We start from the raw sequence: 19,186 nt of genomic DNA, 5'->3' as shown, positions 1-19,186 counted from the left end.
TTTTTCACCATCAAATGATCTTGGAAAGACGGATCTTTTAATAATAACTTGGTCTGTAAGTTATTTTTCAACTGCATGCGTTCATCTCTATTGGAGATAAAGAACAAGATGAGAAAAAGCAAGTGTTATGAAGAAGTAGGTGGAGGTAGATAAAAAGTTAGTTAGTAAAATTAAACGTAGTTGGCAACAAGATAGCTAGCATACACCCCACGTTTGAATCATTCATCACGCAATACTCTTTCTATTAATTAATCGTTCATGAAAGATTAGCACCGGCCACCTCTAATTTTTTCTTTTATTTTGTTGTGATTTTTAGAATTGTCTAATTCGCTTTTATGTTTAAAGCTTTTTTGTTATATTTTGTTTTTTGAAGGTTAATAGGTTAATAATTAAAAGGAAGGTTAGCTATGTTTGAAATGATATCAAGAAAGGTTTTTTTTAATGGTTTGTTCTTAATTCCTCTTATTTCATTAAGCGGGCAAGTGAGCGCTAATAGTGTTTTAAAGGATGTTACACACTCATTAACGGCACCAAAATTTGGATATATAGGTTCTTCAACTAAAATTACATGGTCCACAATCAATGGCTATTCAAAATCAGATTTCTCTCATGTAAGGATAGGATATAGCATAAATGGTAGTTTTTACAATTTTAGAGATTATATTGGCAATGAGACAGATTTAATACTCAACCAAGTAGGTGAGTGGTGTTTTATCATTAGAGGTTGGAGTACAGAGGAAAGGGGATATAGTTTATTTAACTTTGAAGATAAGAAATGTATTCAGGTTAAGTGATTTTTATTCAATATTAGTGAGTGTTGTAAATGGAATTAAGGAACTTTTGTGTCTAACTTTTATTTTTCTTCTTTTAAATTTTTATGCGTGTTTATGTTTTTTTCTGTGCCAGCTTTTGCGAATACAGTAAGTAATAAAATTACGCACTCTATATCTGTGCCAGCTAGTGGGTACGTTGGCTCTCCGATTAGTATCTATTGGTCAGAGCTTCCAGGCTTTTCTTTTGCTGACTTTTCTTTTGTCAAAGTTGGTTTTAGGCTTAATGGTGGTTCATATGAGTATCAAGATTATCGAGGCAGCAGTACATCAATGGCATTGAACCAAGTTGGTAAATGGTGCTTTATTATTAGAGCTTGGAATTCAAATGAAGATTTATTTAGTTCTTTCGATATTAATAACGAAAAATGTGTTGATATTAAAGATTTGCCATTGCCAAAAAAGCCTGTTTTAAATGGATTTGATTATTATAACCCTGTAAATTCAAATTTCTCAATCTCCTGGAATCGACAGTCTGATAGAAATGTTGAAAATTACTATAAAGTTAATGGGGAGTACACTTCCAATAATTTTTACTCGAAACCATACTATACCTATGGTCGCAAGTCTATTGATGTGCAAGCGTGTAATAAAAATGACCAGTGCAGTGAGCCTACTACAGTAAACTTTTATGTTTATTCATCGCCGGGATTCGTAAAAAACTTAGCTTCAACAAAAGATAGTGTAAATCCAAATGAAAGTGCCGTAATTAGCTGGAGTAGACCTGGAGGAATGATTTATAATGGGTTTTACACAGTATCACTTAATGGAAGTGAGGTTTACTCTGGTACAGATCTGAGTTTTACCCACCGCTCAACCACCCTTGGAGAACATCAGTATAAGATAGGTGCATGCAACCCAAGCTTGCCTTGTACTGAAAGCTTATACTCTATTCATGTTGAAGACAACAGCCAACCAGTGGAAATTGAAGGGAAGGCGGTATTTAACTTCGAGCCTGGTTCAAATGGAAAAATTATTGATCCCTATTATAATAAAAATGAATATCTATCTTGGAATGTTTCCAATATAAAGAATGCAGAAAGCTACAAGGTTGATATTGTAAACTCTAAAAATGGCCTTTTTTTGGCTAATTTTGATGCTAACTATATTGCAGAGAGAAAAATCGTTAACTTTAAGTTTGGTGAAGAGATTAATCACAAAGAGTTGACGAATGGTATGGCTGTTAAAGTCAAGCTAAAAGCATGTCGTGAAAACAGGTGTTCTCAAGTTTCAGATTTGAGTTCAACACCTAATATTAAGCTAGTCAACTGGGAGAATAACCAATATTTTAAAGGCTCTCCTCTTCATATTGTCCCCATAAACACTGAAACTGATACTGATACAAGCAATATTTATAATAAACTTTGGCCTAGGGCTATTCGTGGTAATTCATCTGAGCCTGAGAGCGGTTACCCACATTACTTTTATGAAGTAGACGGGAATGATGTCATGAGTACTTATATGTTCCGCTATGATATCGATGGGAGCAAAATGGCTGATAAACAAAGCGTATTGTTTGACGGTATAATAGCTTGGAATAATTTAACAAAGTACTCTAAAAGCACAAAGGTACAAAATAGATTTGATAATACTTTTAACGAGAATGATGTGGAGCTTTATGCACCACTTCAATCAGTAAATAGTCGCCATTTTTACAGAGAGTACCTAGATAATGTCTTTGGTGTAAAATCTAATTTAGAACTAAAAGATTTAAATGGAAATCAATTCAAAACTAAGTTACTTTTCAAGCCTGACAGGAATCTCAGAAGAGTATCGATATTTGATGCTATACATGATGTAACCAAGGGGACAAGTGAACCCCGCGGAGTTTATTTAGTACTGCCTGCTCCATATGTTGACTCAGAAAACCCATATAATCATAATTTACATAAAAGTAGGATTGAAGATTATATTGATGAAGTGGTAGAACAATACACTATATTTCTACATAATATTTCAGAAAAAGGTGAAACAACAAATGTGAGGCTAGCTGGTTTTAAGTGGGGGCAAGAATCGGCATCAATGCTAAATGAAGCTGAATGCAGGAAAGGTGACAAATTAAAATGCTATGCTTTTTATAACAAATTGCTAAAAGATATAAAAGTTTACCTATCGAGTTTTACTATCGGTCGAGAAGGTGAGAGTGGCAAACTAGAGTTGCTGGCGTTTGTATATAGTAAACTTATAGCTGGCGGCGATAAAACGTTTTCTGAAGAAACATGTGAAAAAATAGAAAACCGAGTCGAATCTTGTATTGAAAGAGCGTCAGCGATCAGAGCAGATGGTTTCACCGAGCACTTTGATCAAGTTTTTTTCCAGCCAAATGCAACAACGCGTAGGTTTGGAAGTAAATCCCCTCATTTGAGCGAAAGTGAAAAGAAAAACCCGGCTTTAGTTGCTGAAGCTAAGCTATTAAATTCAAAAGCTGTTGATAGAGAGGTGTTAGATTGGCACAACCGTACTCTTTTCAAAAACCTTTCAGGAAGCGCAAATAGTAAGTATTCTATTATGATTGAGTATATCAGAGCTCTAGGTAAGCCAATAAAGGTCGGAGAAAAGATCTTTGGCCACACTGTTAGCCAGCCAGAAAGTGAAATACACGCTCATTTTAAGAACTTTCAATACTCAAGTTATAATTCAAGGTTAACTGGGGAGCTGAATTATCCATCAGGGTTTTATGGGGATCTAAGTTACTATGCGGATTATATTATGACTCAATTTCCGGAAGATTTTAGAAATGGTAAGCGTAGCTTTTTATATGATGATAATGGTGGGCTGGCTTATTGTTATACAAAATATGCTATTGGTATAAAAGATGCCTGTTCAGCTGGTGTATACGTAAATGCAAAATTCTATATTTGGGAGCTAGTCGAGTCTATTAGTGAGTTACGTAGTTTATACAGTCTTGTCGATGTAACTAGGAGTGCTAAAAATAATGGTGGAAGCACTAATAAAGTTTTCAAAGGTGATAATAATCTATTTCCCGAGGAGCCAATAATCAAGCTTCATAGCAGCTCAAGGGAGCTGAAATCTAGCAAGGTACATCGCAATATTAGTATATCACCTGGTCAATCTATTTCGGTTAAATCACTTGTTCGTGCACGACTTTTAGAAAGTATAGCTTTTAGAAGGTATAAACCTTTAAATCGCGATAAAGAAAATGATTTAATAGTTTGCTCGGATAAGCCAGTGATAAAAATATCATTTTTTGATGCTAACTCGAAAGTGTTGAAAACTGATACGATAGAACTCGCTGCTGAAGAATTAAAACATGCCTGCTTAACTCATGAAATGAAGCAAGCTTTCTATGAAGGAGGAAAAGGAAGCGCTAGGCCAAATAATGAGTTTGGGAGTGGCTTTTGGACCGATATAGACTATTGGTCGGTATTGGAAAAGACCTTTATTGCACCGACTGGTACTAATTCGGCCTCTATTAAATTAGAAGCAGTCTCAAATACTCAGGAGGCTCAAAGCAACTTGGAAGCTTATTTATTCTATCGACCAGAGTATAAAGTTCATTAATTCAGTCAAAAAAAGCCAGTGACGTCTACTGGCTTTTTTAACTTATTAATACATTATTACTATTCCGCAGTACGGGATCTACAACCCAGGTAGATATTAACTAATTTTAGCAAAATATATAATGCAGTAGTCTCTTATAATCTGTTCCTTTATTTGTAAGTGGGTATCTAGGTCGAATTTTACGACTATCCTTTAGCTACAAGACAGCTTCCTGGTACGAACAAATTATCAAGCGTTTCAACTTTACTCCCACAGATGTGAAATTCTGACTAAACTTAAGTAACTCAGTCAATAGTGAGTTTGTATTGTTATGTCTAGCCACAACTATATCGTGGGCACCAGCGTACTGTTAGCATCGCTCAATTACACGGGATTATCGGCGAGTGAGGAGGACTTGTTTTCAATGTCACTCGACCAGCTTTTAGAGGTAAAAGTTGAGGCWAGAAAAGTTACTGAGAGTTTACAGCGCACGCCAATTTCAGTGTCGGTTTTATCACAGCAACAAATTCAACAGCGCAATATCACGGATTTATTGAGCGCGAGTTATTTCATTCCCAACGTTGATGTAACAACGACAGGAGAGAATTCAGGCTGCACCCATTGTGCAAATATTACCATACGAGGAGTGGGTCAGGTTGATCCAATACCAACAACGGATCCCAGTGTTGGTGTATATGTTGATGGTGTTTATCTTGCTCGCTCCGCAGGTACTATGTCGCGATTTTTAGATGTGGAGCAAATTGAAATACTGCGGGGGCCTCAGGGGACACTTTTTGGTAAAAATACGATAGGCGGTGCTGTTAATATTCGTACCAGCCCTGTAGTGGATGAAACCATCTTTAAAACCTCACTAACGCTTGGAGAATTTGACCGTCGGGACCTAACCATGGTGGTTAATCAACCGCTCTCAGACCACGTTGCGATAAGAGTGGCAATGGCAAAATATGACAAAGATGGCTTCGTTCGTCGTGTTAATGGTAGTCAAGAAGGAGGCGAAGATGATTTTAGTTTGTCAGCTAAGCTACATTATCAGGCAAGCGATGACTTAAGTTTTCGCTGGCAGTATAGCCGTCAAACACAGAGCCGGGGGAGTGCACCTTCTATACTTGCTGCCAAAAATGATGATGCGATTTTAATCCAGCTTTACAATATATTCGCAGAACTTGGTGGTGGGGTCGAGCCAATTGAGCCGCTACAAGTTTTTGATGATAAGTATCTCAGTGCCTCAGAGCAAAGTAACAGTAACAGCTTTAGGCATACAGGAATTTCGCTACAGGCTGATTATCGGCTAACTGATGCGATGTCACTCAAATCCATTACCGCTTACCGGTCGCTAGATGCCTTTTATAGCCGAGACTTCGACAACAATCCTGTTAATATTGGCGTCACTCAAGACTGGCAATGGCAAAACCAACGTAGTCAAGAGTTTAATCTAACTGCACAGTTTGACGATTATGATTGGTTACTTGGTGTCTATTATTTTGATGAAAATATCAGTTATCGTGCAGACTTTAACTTTTTTGACGGATTATTTCAGGCGCTTGAAGCTATTCCGACACCGATTGATGGCTCACCTTTATCTGCACCAACCGATATTGGCGGTGCGGGTAACCCATTAAATGCTGCATTTGATTTCCACAATCGCTTTTTAAATGAAATTGAAAATACTAGCTATGCCATATTTGGTCATATGAATTATCACTTTTCACCAACTTGGTCAGGCATTGTAGGTGCAAGGTATACCCGTGAAGATAAACGCCAAGAGGTGACAGGGTTAGCCTTAGAGGCGGACGTGGTGCTTTTATCTCGCACTAACCAGAGTGAAGCTGGAGCTGTGACACCAAGTTGGAAAGTGTTTTCCCCTATGCTTGGCCTTCAATATCAACCCAATGAGCATGCAATGTTTTATTTAACGGGATCAAGAGGGTTTAAGTCCGGTGGTTTTAATGGCTTACCCAGTTCAGCTGCGGCAATCCGACCTTTTGAACCAGAGCATTTAACCGCGTATGAATCGGGCCTGCGTTCGCAGTGGCTTGATAACCGTTTGCGGATTAATATTTCCGCTTTCTACTTGCAACATAAAGACATGCAGTTGAGGGGAGGGGAGTCGACTCAAGAAGGAGTCGAAATATTTATTGATAATGTAGGTAAGACCAAGACGAGAGGGGTTGAGTGGGAGTTCGAAGGGTTACTTGATGACGATGTTGGTGCCTCTATCTCAGGCGCTTTTACCTGCTCTGAATTTGTAGATGTGGGCAATGCCACTCAAGTTACACTCGATAGTACCCCCATCCGCACACCCAAGTGGTCATTAACGAGTAGTATTTGGAAAAATTGGTATCTGGGTGGGAATAAGCGACTACATACTCGATTGGATTGGAGCTACCGCAGTAAAATGTATACAGATGTCTTTAATTCTCCCTTTGCACAAACTGACCACTTAAGGTTGCTAAGTGCAAGAGTTCAATTGGACTTCAGTGAGCATCTAAGTATTAGTGTACATGCTAATAACCTAACCGACGAATATCACTTTATTGGCGCTAATGATTTTCGCGAAGTATTTGGTATTGCGGAGTATTGGCTAGCACCACCAAGAGAAGTAGGCGTGACCATGACGCTTAATTTTTAAGTGCTAAAGAACAGGCGTCATAAAAATAAGTTGTTTATTGTAAAGTGAGCGTTGGGTGTGCTTCTTAGTGTCATTACAGTGTTTGGCTTTGGAGTGACCGCCTGATCTGGGTAGCGTACTTCAGTTTGAGATAACCCCTGCTATCGGCCTGTTTTAATGATGGGTTTAATCCACGTATCATAACTGTTATCCTGCGCGGCAACTATGGTAGTTGAGATAGAGCAAATGATTAACGATAACGATGTCATAGAAACCTTAGAAGAGCTTGAAGCATTTTTGTTACTCATTGATAACGGTGGGTTGGGTCTTCAAAATGTTGCAGGGGTAGCATTGGCGACTAATAATAGTGATGGCAGGCCGTTTGTTGCTATTCTTGATGATAATCACCAGCTGCTATTGGGTCGCTGGGTATCTCAAGCTGTGTATGAAAATGGTAAAGATTTGGTGCGTTATGGGCCAAAAAAAGCCCATTAACTCCTTCAAAGCAACTTCAAAGTGGGTTTTCAGTCTTGTTAGCCCACGACTTGCCGTCCATTAGGTGGCTCGCTAGTGTGCTATGGAAGCTATGATGCAAGCCACATCCAGTAATGTGGTCTCTATGTGGTTATTGTTCATTCTCAATATACACTGAGTCACTCGCCATAAGTTCTATTGCGACTATTTCAGAGCGGTTCATTGTTAACTTATAACGCTCAAGCTGGATCCCTTTTGATGATTGAAAACGCATCACTAAGTTTATCTGATAGCGTCGCTCTACCGACTTCTTCGATACCTTTTTGCCATCTAGGCTATATAACTTACCAGCACCTTTTTTTAAGTAGCGCGAGAAAGCGCTCATATTGAACGTAATACGCTGTTGTACCTCTTCATAACCTGGGAGGAACTTGTCAATTTGCACTTGGTTTTTGCAGCAAAAGTGCATGAGGTGTGCCGCTTGTTTATTTTGTTGACGACGTTTTTTTAGTAGCTTATCGACATCTTCAGGTAAATCTTTTTTACGGATATGTTCAAGCCAAATCGTTTGTGTACAAACGATTGCATCCGTAACGGAGTTTTTAAACTTATTGCGCCATTTAGGCCGACCACGTTGAATATAACGCCATGCCCATTGCGTTAAATCCTCTTTGAATGTTTCTCTAAGGCCATAGATCACCCCAAGTAACGCGATAAGCGCCACTGTAACTTCTTGGAAATTAGAGCGAGCATTGAGTACGATAAACATCACAAATGCCATGATTATTCCTGTGACAACCCCTCGTACTAGGCGCTTTAGGTTAGTACTTAAGTCTATCGTTTGTTTATTAAAAACCACGCCATATTCTATTAGGCGCTCGAGTAATTTCATTTTGTTGGTAATGCGGTTTGGATCGCTTAGTGTAACTTGGGAGTTATAGCGTTGCTCCTCGCGATATTGGCTTTCACGTTGACAAAACTGCGTAATCACACTGCGTTCTTGACTAAAGTCGCTGGATTTTGGACCGGTTGACAGCAGTTTCAAAAAAGCCTGCTCTGTATGCCAGCTTAAGTAGTTATCGGCATTTTGATAATAAGGTTGTAGTTTATTGTCTGGTGGTGTGTAGCGCCTTAGTTTCTTCAGCAAACGCTCGGTTTCTACAACTAATAACTGTGCGGCTGGGTAAAACTCATCGGCTTCTTTTAGCTTCAGTGTCTGCTTTACATCAGCATCTAATGCAATACGGATCTGATAGCAGAATAAATTTAAGTTGACTCGATAATCTGTTTTCTGACCTTTACTTTGGCTGATAAAGCGGCTTCGCACCAAGGGTAGATGAAGTTGCTCTGAGTAATAGGCGCTGTGGCTTTTGATGTTGGCATTAAAGTATTCGACTTCATTTAGGGTGCTGCTATTGATCCCCATATCAGTTGGGATCGAAAAATACAGGTCGAGTTGATTTGTCTCTTTGGGAAGAAGTTGATAATTAACTTTAAAAGATAGGCTTTCGTCTTGGCTTAGTTTAGCTCTACTCACTCGGGTATGATACCTCCTTGATTGGTATGTTTAGAGTATAACATACTTAACTCTAAACTTGCATGTTGATACTTGTAACGTGTTGTTTTTAAATTGGATTTAGCTTTTTGGTGGGGGTGAAGTGACTTTGATATTACGTCCAGCCAACGCACTGGCACCAATACTCTGTCGGCAAGGTGAACTTGCACGTCAATCATTCATTGTTGGGAATAAATGCGTCTTGCCTACAGGAGGTAGGTACTTTAGCGAGAGCAGGAGCGGTGTTATCCCCAAAATTGTCTGGCTAGATAAGGAATTAATTTTATTTTACCATTAAAAACAAAGGCGTAGGTAATTCCTTGTTCCAGCTTCAGGCTAAGTAAATTAACCTGAACTTGGCATAACAATTTGCTCTCTAGTTGCTGCTATCTCTTAATACAGCGCTAAATTTATCTGCTTTGGAAAAATTTCTCATTTAGAACAACTAAATAGCAAAATTTTTGCCTTGCCTATATGGATGTAGGTACCTTAGCGATAGCAGGACGCGGTAGCGGAGTTATCGACAAGATTTTCTCGCCTCAAAATAGACCACTTAATTAAGCAAATTGGTATTAGCTGATTCACTAACTTCTTAAGCCCCTTAGTTGTCTGAAATATCAGTTATCTTTTGTGCTTTAGGTAAATCGTTCTTGATTGTAAGCGCCATCAAAAAAATTAAACCAAGTGGTGCGGCAACAGCCGAGAAAAAAGCAAGAACCGAGACTAAAATGGGGGTTTGGGTTTTTCGCTTCCCCAAATAGAACCCTAAACCTGCAAATACGATAGCGAGGATAAATACCGCTTGACCAAGTAAATTAGCGTCTATGTTCATTGATACTCCTTATCATTGATTGATGTGTTAGATATTTAACTCTTTATTTATAAAGACGTTACGATAGCATGGCGGTGGCCATCATTACAGATTATTTTAATTTTTCGCCGCGCCGCCAAATTGACTTTTTACAAACTAAGTGAATCCCCTTCGTTTAATATGTATATGGGGGTGGCTGTTTTAAGTGTATCTTGCATTTTTAATAGGCGGAATAAGGCTGAATGTGATGTCCGGTCTCCCATTTTCCAACTGGCATTACCATAGCCCCATGGCACCATTACTTTGCAGCCTAGTTCCTGTGCGGCTACTAGAGCATCTTCTGGTGTCGTGTGTACTTTGCGATACCATTTAGGGTGTTCTTCACTATGATATGACGCAATCGGAAGTAAACAAATATCAATATCCCCGTATTTTTGCTGAATATCTCTGAAGTGTGGAGAGTATCCTGTATCACCGGCAAAAAATAATGTGTGGCCCTGATGCTCTAATACCCAGCCACCCCACAATGCTGCGCCATGATCTTCATACAGAAAAGGAACCCAAATGCGGCTGCTGAAGTGATTAGCGGGAACAAAATGTGCAGTGACATCACCGAGTTGTTTACTGGCATACCACGCCATTTCGGAAACTTTGTATCCATCATCAGGAAAATGCTCGGCAAATCCAAGTGGCGTTAAAAATTGTGCCTTAGTGCCAATGGCTTTTACATCATCTTTGTTGAAATGATCGTAATGTAGATGTGAATACATAACGGCATCAGTTTGTTGAAGCTCAGCTTTACTTAGCGCGGTTGGCAGGTTGCGGTTATATCCTTCTGAAAAGCGAAATGCCCAGTTTACAGGCCAATCAAATTGCGCAGTTACAGGGTCAAATAGGAATTGTTGTCCGTCTGGTGAATTAACCTTGAAACTGGCATGCCCAAGCCATTGAATTGTAAATCCAGTTGTCAGTGACAGTGATGGATTTTCGCCAACATAGGTGCAATCTTGCATTTGTGATTTACACGCAATGCGTGGTGTAGGAGGGTAGCACTGTGCTTCACAGGTAACAGGATAAGCTTCAAACGAATTATATAGATTGCTGTACCTGTCTTCATAGCCCTCGATAGCACTATGTTTTATCACTGAAGATGGCGGTGTAATACGTTCCACAACATTGTTGTTACTGCATCCTGTTAAGGATAATAAGATGACGAAAGTCAGCTTTTTCATTGGTTTTCCTTATTATTTTTGCTTTTGAGTTTACCAATAAAAGGGAGCGTGGTGTAGTCGCTAAAAATCAAAGGGGAGGAGTATAATGCCAATTAGACTTAATACTTGCTCAATTTGCAGGAGTAAATCTGACGCTAACCATGTTAAAGATTTCTTATTTAGAGCAGCTGAATAGCAAAATTTTTGCCTTACCTAATATGGATGTAGGTACCTTAGCGAGAGCTGGGCGCGGTAGCGGGGTTATCGACAAGATTCTCTCGCCTCAAAATAGACCACTTAATTAAGATAATTGGTATAAAAGCAAGCGCCAGCGATGCTATACGCAGGCGCTTGTGTTGTCAGCCTGTTTCCGTGCCACGTTCTTGGGCTTCAAATTTATACCCAGCCCCATAAATCGAATGGATAAAGTCATACTTGGGGGCGATATTTTGCAGCTTTTTACGAATATTCTTGATGTGACTRTCGATGGTTCTGTCGCTAACGATATGGCTATCGTCGTAAATATGGTCCATCAACAAATTGCGACTGTAAATGCGACAAGGGTGGCCATACATGGCTTTTAATAACATAAACTCGACATGAGTAAGCGTTGCTTTGGACTCTTGAAAAGAGACAAACAAGCGCTCTTCGTCAAGTTTGAGTTTGCTTTCAGTGTCCGACATATCACCGCGTTGATTCAGCTCAACTCGYCGCAAAATTGCTTTTACTCGAGCGACGACTTCTTTTGGACTATACGGCTTACACACATAGTCGTCGGCACCCACTTCTAAGCCCAGCAAACGGTCGATTTCTTCAACCTTTGCAGTGATCATAATGATAGGTACCGTTGAATGTGCTCTGATCCGTTTGCAGATCTCAATGCCATCTACATTGGGTAACATCAAGTCAAGCAAAATTAATGCAGGTTGTTGCTCCTTAAAAGCCTCTTCTGCCAATGCCCCATCGTATACGAGGTGACTGGTATATTCAGCTTGTGCAAGATATTTACTTAATATATCAGCAAGCTTTGGTTCGTCTTCAACAATTAAAATATGTTTGTTTGGCACGGGAGGTATCCATTATTTTTTCAGGGTAATAATAATAGCTAGACCACCAAGTTCGCTCAAGTTTGCTGTGATTTCTCCGTTATGTGCAGCAACAATGCTCTGGCAAATCGCAAGCCCAAGACCAGAACCCCCTGTTTTCCTGCTTCTTGCCTCTTCCACACGATAGAGTCTATCAAATAGCTTATCTAACTGTTCACAAGGTACCGCAGGGGCGCTGTCTTGCCAGTAAATGACAGTTTTCCCTTGTTGTTGTTTGACCTCAACCTCTACGATGCCAGGGCATTGCTCTGAGGAGTCGGTATAGCGCAGCGTATTTTGTAATAAATTATCAAATAGTTGACTGAATCGTTGGGCATCACATTCAATCTCAATATTATCATCACACTGTAGCGAATAGGTGAGGTGATGTTTGTCAATTTGATGACTAGCTTTGCTAAAAGTATGCTGCAATAGGTCATGGAGATTTTCTCTATCCATGTTGTAAGTAAGTGCACCACGGTCAGACATTGATAGTTGATGTAAATCATCAACTAAACGAGTGAGCCGTTGAATTTCCTCATTGAGTGAGATAAGTTGCTCAGGATCACTGGTGATAACACCATCAATCATACCTTCAAGCTCTGCCCGAAGCACAGCAATGGGCGTTCGCAGCTCGTGAGAAATATCAGCTATCCACTGCTGTCTTGCTACTTGGTTTTGTGCCAAGGTGTCCGCGAGACGATTCATATCTCGGGCCAGTAATCCCAGCTCGTCATTACTGTTAATCTCGACTCGTGAGTCATAATTCCCCTGTGTAAGTGTTTTAGCATTACGGCGTAACAGAACGATGGGGCGCACCATATACTTACTAAACGGTATTGCAATGATCAGCGTGATCAGTAATGCAACAAGCGCGATGACAACAAACTGCTGTCGTTGTTGCTGAGCGAATAATTGATTAAACTCGTTACTAATCAGTGCACTTTGTTCGACGCCAAGATATGCAACCACATGGTCATGATTTGGCGCTGATAAATGCTCTCCTTGATAAACAGGAAACCAGAATGATGAATGTATGCTCTGAGCCTTACCCATGATGATATTGCCTTGCGGGTCTTTGAGTAACAGGCGTTTTTTGTTACCCATACGCGGTGGTCGGTCTTTCCGTCTAGGTCGCTCAGTTGCAGTCGCTCGGTGGCGTGGTGGAGGTCTAAAGCGTGCTTTAGGAGGAGCGTCATCTGGCAGATCATAAAATTGGTGAACAATATCATTCCATGGCTCTGAACCGCGATACACCCAGTTTAGCGAACCATAACGCTCATAGTTTTCGGCAACTTGATTGACTACCTCTTGAAGTTGCACGCGAGTCGTATTTCTTAGATAGCTGGTGAAGCTTTTCTCAAATGCTAATTTATTGGCGATATAAATAGCCAGCACTAACGCAGTGTTGGCTATTAAAATGATTAGCAAAAGTTTGACGCGGATGGTCATTTTCATAGTTGTTACTACTGCGCCTATTAGTGGTGTGCGCGTAAGCGCAGGTTATCAGGATCGGGTGTGTTACGGCTTGGTACCCATCTTTTTACACATTGTAGATCCTTGGCACACTTGTCTGTGAGTGTATGTAAAAATGCAACGAGATCTTGTTTTTGCTGTGGTGCTAAGTTTGCAGCAACAAAGGGGGACTGTCTTAATAACGTCAAAGCCGCTTCACTATTTTCTCTAGCTTGGAGGTTTAGTGTGTCACATTGAGCAGATAAGGCAAACTGCTTTAAGCCACAAGCGCCACCCTGTTGGAAAAACCGCTCAATGGTTTGCTCAGGGTTTGAATAATGATCCACCACTTGCTCTAGCGTCTCATAGGCACCAGCGTGGCCATAAGGAGCCGTTAATGCGATATTGATGAGGCTCGGTACTCTGAATGCAAACTGATTACGGGGTGTGGAGTCAATCGCTGCTCGGCCAATATCGGCACGATTTTCTTGTGTGCCAATTCCATACTGTGGAAAGGCTAGATTAAAGAAACCATTATTAGTGAACTGTTCGCCACTGTGACAAGCGACACATCCTGCACCGCCTTCGTTGACAGGTGTGAAAAATAGCTTCGCCCCCCGTTTTTGCTGCTCGTTTAACGCTGAGCGATCGCCTCGGGCATAACGGTGCCAACTGGTGTTGACCATCACAAAGGATGCTTGGTATTGTCCCAAAGCAAAGGCAATACTATCAAAGGTTATTAAGCTCTGTGCGTCGGCTTGAGAGTTAAATGCGTTTCTAAACGCGTGCAGCCAGTCATTAGTAGCGAGGCTACCTGCTTCTTCGCCATAATCACCGATCCGTTGTGCTATATGCGCTCTGACTTGTTCATTCGTTGTGGCGTTTTCAAACGCTTCGCCACGCATTTCTTCTCTTGAGGTCACAGGAAAGCGAGATAGCGTTGCTACAAGGGAGTCTGCGGCGTTAGGGTCTGGTTGATTAAAGCCTGAATCCGGTGTGCTGATAAAGCTGCTTTCATTACCTGCTTCATCAGTTATGGTGATCCGTTGCACACGACCATCCCAAAATAGCGCGCTGTTTGCCAACCCAGAGTTAAAAATAGTGGGAGAATTGCGTGGAATATTAATTTCATCGTTCACCGCTTGACGTCCCGGACCTACCACGTCAACATCTAGTGCGTTAGTACCAATTGGCAGAGAAAGTCCATCGGCACCACCAAGCCTCGGATCATGACAGCTTGCACACGCCACGGACTTTTCACCTCCGAGCGCTTTGGTAAAAAACAACTGCATGCCAAGTTGCGCAATCGGTTCTGATATTTTAGGTAGTTCCTCAGTACCGAGTACCTTACCCGTTATCCCATGATTAGCAATAAGTGCAGACAATTCAATATCCAATGTTGATAAAGGTGCTTGCTTTGGTGGCGGTGGTAAGCGTTTGTGTTGCGCTAACACAGGTAAACAAGTGAGTGCTGTGAGTAGCACGGCTGTACCGAAGATGTTGACTTTATTCATCATTATTCCCAACCCTATTGTGTTTTGAGCTTTTAAGGTGGCAGGCAAAAGTGCAGAGAATGTGAAAAATGAAATTTTTACAGATAAGAAATCCTAACTTTATATCTTAGTGATTGACTCAAGCTGTTAACTTTCTGACTGTTAAATACTTATTATTTCTAAGTCGCTGTGTAACTCGATTTAAAAAGATAGAGTATTAGACGCTCAATTATTTCGAGGGGTAAATTAGTGATAAAAGCTAACGTCAATGTCTGTGAGTGAGTCGTTGGTTTAAACTGGAGTAATGCGCCCGCAAAGTTGCAATAGCATGTGTCTCAGCTATCTTTTAGACAGTAGTCCCATGTTATAGTTTTGCCAGTGCCTACCAATAGACGTCAATTCTTACAAGCTTCATTTGCAGTAGGTGCAAGCCTGCTCTTATCGGAGCGCGCAAAAGCGTCCTCTGAGTCGGATTTGGAAGAAAAAGTTAAACGTCAGCGTGCTCTTTACACCTTGCGCCTCGCTTCTCCTTATCCCATCTATCAATCCGAATTTATTCCACACATGCACGTTGAGTTTAAATCTCTCGTTGAACGTTTCACTAATGGCAAAGTGTATGTAGATATCCATCATAATGGTGTATTAGGCTCTGGACGAGAATTAATGGCTGCGGTGACAAGAGGCCAAGTAGAGGCGATACTGATTTCAGTCTCTAATTTGTCTAGAGCCGCACCCGCATTAGATATTCTCAATATTCCATTTTGGGCAAGCGCTAATCAAGCCTTTCTTAATTTGATTTGCTCGCCACAATGGCAATCCATGGTGATTGATCCAATTAATCAACAAGGGAAGCTGACTGTACTGATACATCACATTGTGGGAGCAAGAACCTTAACCAGTACCAAGCATTTTAACCGGTTAATTAATTTGCCTGAAAAGCTTGAAGGGGTTGTGCTCAGAGTGCCTGCATCAAAAGTATTACACCACTTTTATAATATGACGCCTGCTAATGTTGTAGATGTACCATGGGCCAAGGTAGCTAAAATGGCGCGAACTGATCATATTGACGTGATGGATCCCAGCGTGATTGGGCTTTTTGCCGGTCCAGATAAACTAAGACATCAAATAGCTCATGTATCTCTGATTGAGAGTGTGCCAGATGCGTGGGTAACAGTTGCGAATCAAAAGTGGCTCAATAATTTACCTAATAAGATTAAACTGGAAATCCAAGAAGCGGGGTTACAAACGTTTCGTGCACATGTGGCGCAAATTGAACAACGCCAGCAGCGCTGCAAACGAGCATTGATGGCACTTGGTGCTAAGATTTACCATCTTAATGAGGATGAAAAGCAGGACTGGCAGCAACGATTTGGTCATCATAATGCTCAGTGGAATGATATAAAACGAGAGCTCTTGGGTAGTACTCAGGCATTCCAGCAGCTTGTTGATGCAACACAACAGCGCTCCAGTGATAACTAATTAAGCTGAGCTGCCTTTCTAGCAGCCAGTTTTAGCGCTAACTGCGTTGAATTCACTTCCAATGGCCAGCTATTGGTGAGTAAATCCGCCTTGTCTACAGGATGTAGCTACCTTAGCGAGAGCAGGACGCGAAGCGGTGTTTTCCCTAAAACTTTCTGGCTAGGCAAGGAAAAAACTAAGTTGTGCTTTAGTTACAATGAGCTGGAATATTCCTTATCCAAACCTCAGGTTAATTATTTGTGACTCAGTCGCCAATCTCGGCGTTAAAACTGATTCGTTGTACTAAAAATTAGCAGTGGGTGTAGCGCGCTGTTGTACACGAAAAGATCACCGTTTGGTAAAAATTCTAATTGAATTTACATAACAATGGCTATTTACATAATTAGACGATCGGTCTAATATTCAATTTATGAATGAAAGTAGTATAAAACGGCGTCGTGGCCGACCAAAAAAAGAGCAAACTGGCTTTAGTGAAACTAAGGCGGTATTGATCCGAACAGGTATGGAAATTCTCACCGAAAAAGGTTTTGCTGCTACTGGGATTGATGCCATTTTGCGGACGGTAAATGTACCAAAAGGGTCTTTTTATCATTACTTTGCGAGCAAAGAGGCATATGGTTTAGTACTGATTGAACATTACTCATCGTTTCTAAGTGCAAAGCTCACTAAAGCATTATCTGCTGAGGGTCTTGAGCCGTTAGCCAGACTTGCACTATTTATGGAGCAAGCTGAGCGGTCGATGGCTAAATATAATTACACACGAGGCTGTTTAGTTGGCAATTTAAGTCAAGAAATTGCTCAGCTACCAGAATCTTTTAGAGACAAACTAGGTGACGTTCTGAATGAGTGGCAAATCTTGGTCGCTCAATGCTTTGAGCACGCCAAGCAGCTTGGTCATATTTCAACTGAGCACCATTGTGATGAACTGGCCTACACGTTTTGGAATGGTTGGGAAGGCGCAGTTATGAGAGCCAAGCTTGAACAAAGTGGTGTACCACTTCAGCGTTTTTCAACGTTTTTTATTCGCTCGATTCAAATGCCGGATTAACCAAGCTACACCTGAGCAGGGTATGCCCCGCTTTTTTGTAATTTAATAGACGATTGGTCTAATTAATGGAGACGATATGTATAAAGCAATAGTCATTGATAAACAAGGTGGTAATTACGTCGCAACATTGAATGAGGTAACTGGATCAGAACTCATGCCAGGAGACGTTGATATAGACGTGTTGTACTCAACGCTAAACTACAAAGATGCGTTAGCTATTACTGGCAAGTCTCCCGTAGTTAGGCACTTTCCTATGGTTCCTGGTATCGATTTTGTGGGGAAAGTGTCTACTTCGTCGCATCCCGATTATCAGCCTGGACAACTTGTGATCCTTAATGGTTGGGGAGTAGGTGAAAAGCACTGGGGAGGTCTTGCACAAAAAGCGCGAGTGAACGGTGACTGGTTGGTTCCTTTGCCGACTCAATTTGAGGCAAAAGATGCGATGGCTATCGGCACCGCAGGGTATACCGCAATGTTATGTGTGATGGCGCTTGAACGCCATGGTGTGACACCTGAACGAGGCGAGGTACTTGTGACTGGTGCAGCAGGGGGCGTAGGAAGTGTTGCCGTCGCTATTTTATCAAAGCTTGGCTTCAGTGTTACGGCGCTAAGCGGGCGGGTAGAGCAAGAAGCTCAATTTCTTAGCCAGCTTGGTGCGCAAAATGTGATCCATCGCAGTGAGCTAGAAGGAGCTGGAAAGCCGCTTGCAAAAGAGCGTTGGGCTGGTGTGGTAGATGTAGTTGGTTCACACGTTTTAGCAAACGCCTGTGCTAGCACACAATATGGTGGTGTAGTTGCTGCTTGTGGGTTAGCTGGTGGTATGGATTTACCTGCCACAGTGGCGCCTTTTATTTTACGAGGGGTGACGTTGGCAGGTATTGACAGTGTGATGTGCCCCAAAGCGTTAAGAATTGAAGCATGGCAGCGATTAGCAAGCGAACTTGAATTAAATAAACTCAATATGATTGCCCATGAAATTACGTTGAATGAGGTGATTGCCGCAGCAGCGGACTTGCTTGATGGCAAAGTAAGAGGGCGCGTTATTGTTGATGTTAACGCTTGATGTTTGGTTAAGCAGAGTTTTGTCAAAATTTAGGTCGGCCGCTATTGAGCAGGTCGATACGATTACCTACAATACAGCATGCTTAAATAATTGAAGAAACAAAATGACAGATTCAACTGAAAAACCAGCATTACCAGATAGGCTTTCTATCAACCCTCGTAGTCCACATTACGCAAAAGAAGTACTAGAACACCACATTGGCATTCGTTTTAATGGTAAAGAGCGCACTGATGTTGAAGAATACTGCATCAGCGAAGGCTGGATTAAGGTAGCATCACCAAAGGCATTAGACCGTCGTGGTCAGCCTTTGCTACTGAAGTCAAAAGGGACTGTTGAAGCTTACTATTGCTARTACCAAATTGACTTAATACTTGCTCAATTTGAAGGAGTAAATCTGACGCTAACAGTGTTAAAAATTTCTCATTTAGAACAACTAAATAGCAAAATTTTTGCCTTGCCTACACGGATGTAGGTACCCTAAATAGCAAAATTTTTGCCTTGCCTACACGGATGTAGGTACCTTGGCGATAGCAGGACGCGGTAGCGGAGTTA

At 41.1% G+C, this 19,186-nt stretch carries 14 protein-coding genes; 8 read left to right on the top strand and 6 right to left on the bottom strand.

Translation table 11 applies throughout. The features are described from left to right. Nucleotides 1–407 precede the first annotated feature (407 nt). From EAG18_RS00070 to EAG18_RS00055, 4 genes are all read left to right on the top strand, one after another. A complete protein-coding gene (locus EAG18_RS00070; protein ID WP_125250392.1) occupies nt 408–794 on the top strand; it encodes a hypothetical protein in 387 nt (128 codons plus the stop codon). A gap of 48 nt (nt 795–842) precedes the next feature. Further along, a complete protein-coding gene (locus EAG18_RS00065) occupies nt 843–4,352 on the top strand; it encodes a hypothetical protein (protein WP_125250391.1) in 3,510 nt (1,169 codons plus the stop codon). A 310-nt stretch (nt 4,353–4,662) separates the two neighbouring features. Next, nucleotides 4,663–6,981, top strand: a complete 2,319-nt coding sequence (locus tag EAG18_RS00060) for a TonB-dependent receptor (RefSeq protein WP_125250390.1) — start codon at nt 4,663–4,665, stop codon at nt 6,979–6,981. A gap of 225 nt (nt 6,982–7,206) precedes the next feature. Beyond that, nucleotides 7,207–7,455 carry a hypothetical protein gene (locus EAG18_RS00055; protein WP_125250389.1) on the top strand — a complete coding sequence of 83 codons (249 nt, stop codon included), beginning with the start codon at nt 7,207–7,209 and terminating at the stop codon, nt 7,453–7,455. A gap of 130 nt (nt 7,456–7,585) precedes the next feature. Here EAG18_RS00055 and EAG18_RS00050 read toward each other — a convergent pair whose 3' ends face one another. The 6 genes from EAG18_RS00050 to EAG18_RS00025 form a co-directional block, all read right to left on the bottom strand. Beyond that, a complete protein-coding gene (locus EAG18_RS00050) occupies nt 7,586–8,971 on the bottom strand; it encodes a hypothetical protein (RefSeq protein WP_125250388.1) in 1,386 nt (461 codons plus the stop codon). Between the two features lie 619 nt (nt 8,972–9,590). After that, nucleotides 9,591–9,821, bottom strand: coding sequence for a hypothetical protein (locus EAG18_RS00045; RefSeq protein WP_125250387.1), 231 nt, complete (start codon nt 9,819–9,821; stop codon nt 9,591–9,593). Between the two features lie 128 nt (nt 9,822–9,949). After that, entirely contained in the window at nt 9,950–11,032 is a 1,083-nt protein-coding gene (locus EAG18_RS00040; RefSeq protein WP_125250386.1) for an MBL fold metallo-hydrolase, read from the bottom strand. A 338-nt stretch (nt 11,033–11,370) separates the two neighbouring features. After that, entirely contained in the window at nt 11,371–12,078 is a 708-nt protein-coding gene (locus tag EAG18_RS00035; protein WP_125250385.1) for a response regulator, read from the bottom strand. Between the two features lie 12 nt (nt 12,079–12,090). Then, entirely contained in the window at nt 12,091–13,554 is a 1,464-nt protein-coding gene (locus EAG18_RS00030) for an ATP-binding protein (protein WP_125250384.1), read from the bottom strand. Between the two features lie 20 nt (nt 13,555–13,574). After that, nucleotides 13,575–15,068: a cytochrome c peroxidase gene (locus EAG18_RS00025; RefSeq protein ID WP_275557192.1), complete on the bottom strand. Its 1,494-nt coding sequence runs from the start codon at nt 15,066–15,068 to the stop codon at nt 13,575–13,577. Between the two features lie 354 nt (nt 15,069–15,422). Here EAG18_RS00025 and dctP point away from each other — a divergent pair, with 354 nt between their 5' ends. The 4 genes from dctP (at nt 15,423) to EAG18_RS00005 (ending at nt 18,986) form a co-directional block, all read left to right on the top strand. Further along, nucleotides 15,423–16,523 (top strand): TRAP transporter substrate-binding protein DctP, encoded by a 1,101-nt coding sequence (gene dctP / locus EAG18_RS00020; protein ID WP_125250383.1) that lies wholly within the window; start codon nt 15,423–15,425, stop codon nt 16,521–16,523. Between the two features lie 409 nt (nt 16,524–16,932). Further along, on the top strand, nt 16,933–17,571 hold the full coding sequence (locus EAG18_RS00015) for a TetR/AcrR family transcriptional regulator (protein ID WP_125250382.1): 639 nt from the start codon (nt 16,933–16,935) through the stop codon (nt 17,569–17,571). A gap of 76 nt (nt 17,572–17,647) precedes the next feature. Further along, nucleotides 17,648–18,634: an MDR family oxidoreductase gene (locus EAG18_RS00010; protein ID WP_125250381.1), complete on the top strand. Its 987-nt coding sequence runs from the start codon at nt 17,648–17,650 to the stop codon at nt 18,632–18,634. A gap of 103 nt (nt 18,635–18,737) precedes the next feature. Further along, on the top strand, nt 18,738–18,986 hold the full coding sequence (locus EAG18_RS00005; RefSeq protein ID WP_010370670.1) for a DUF3297 family protein: 249 nt from the start codon (nt 18,738–18,740) through the stop codon (nt 18,984–18,986). Nucleotides 18,987–19,186 lie beyond the last annotated feature (200 nt).

The organism is Pseudoalteromonas sp. J010 (assembly GCF_003934235.1).
GTDB lineage: Bacteria > Pseudomonadota > Gammaproteobacteria > Enterobacterales > Alteromonadaceae > Pseudoalteromonas > Pseudoalteromonas peptidolytica.
This window is presented reverse-complemented; position numbering and strand designations above follow the sequence as displayed.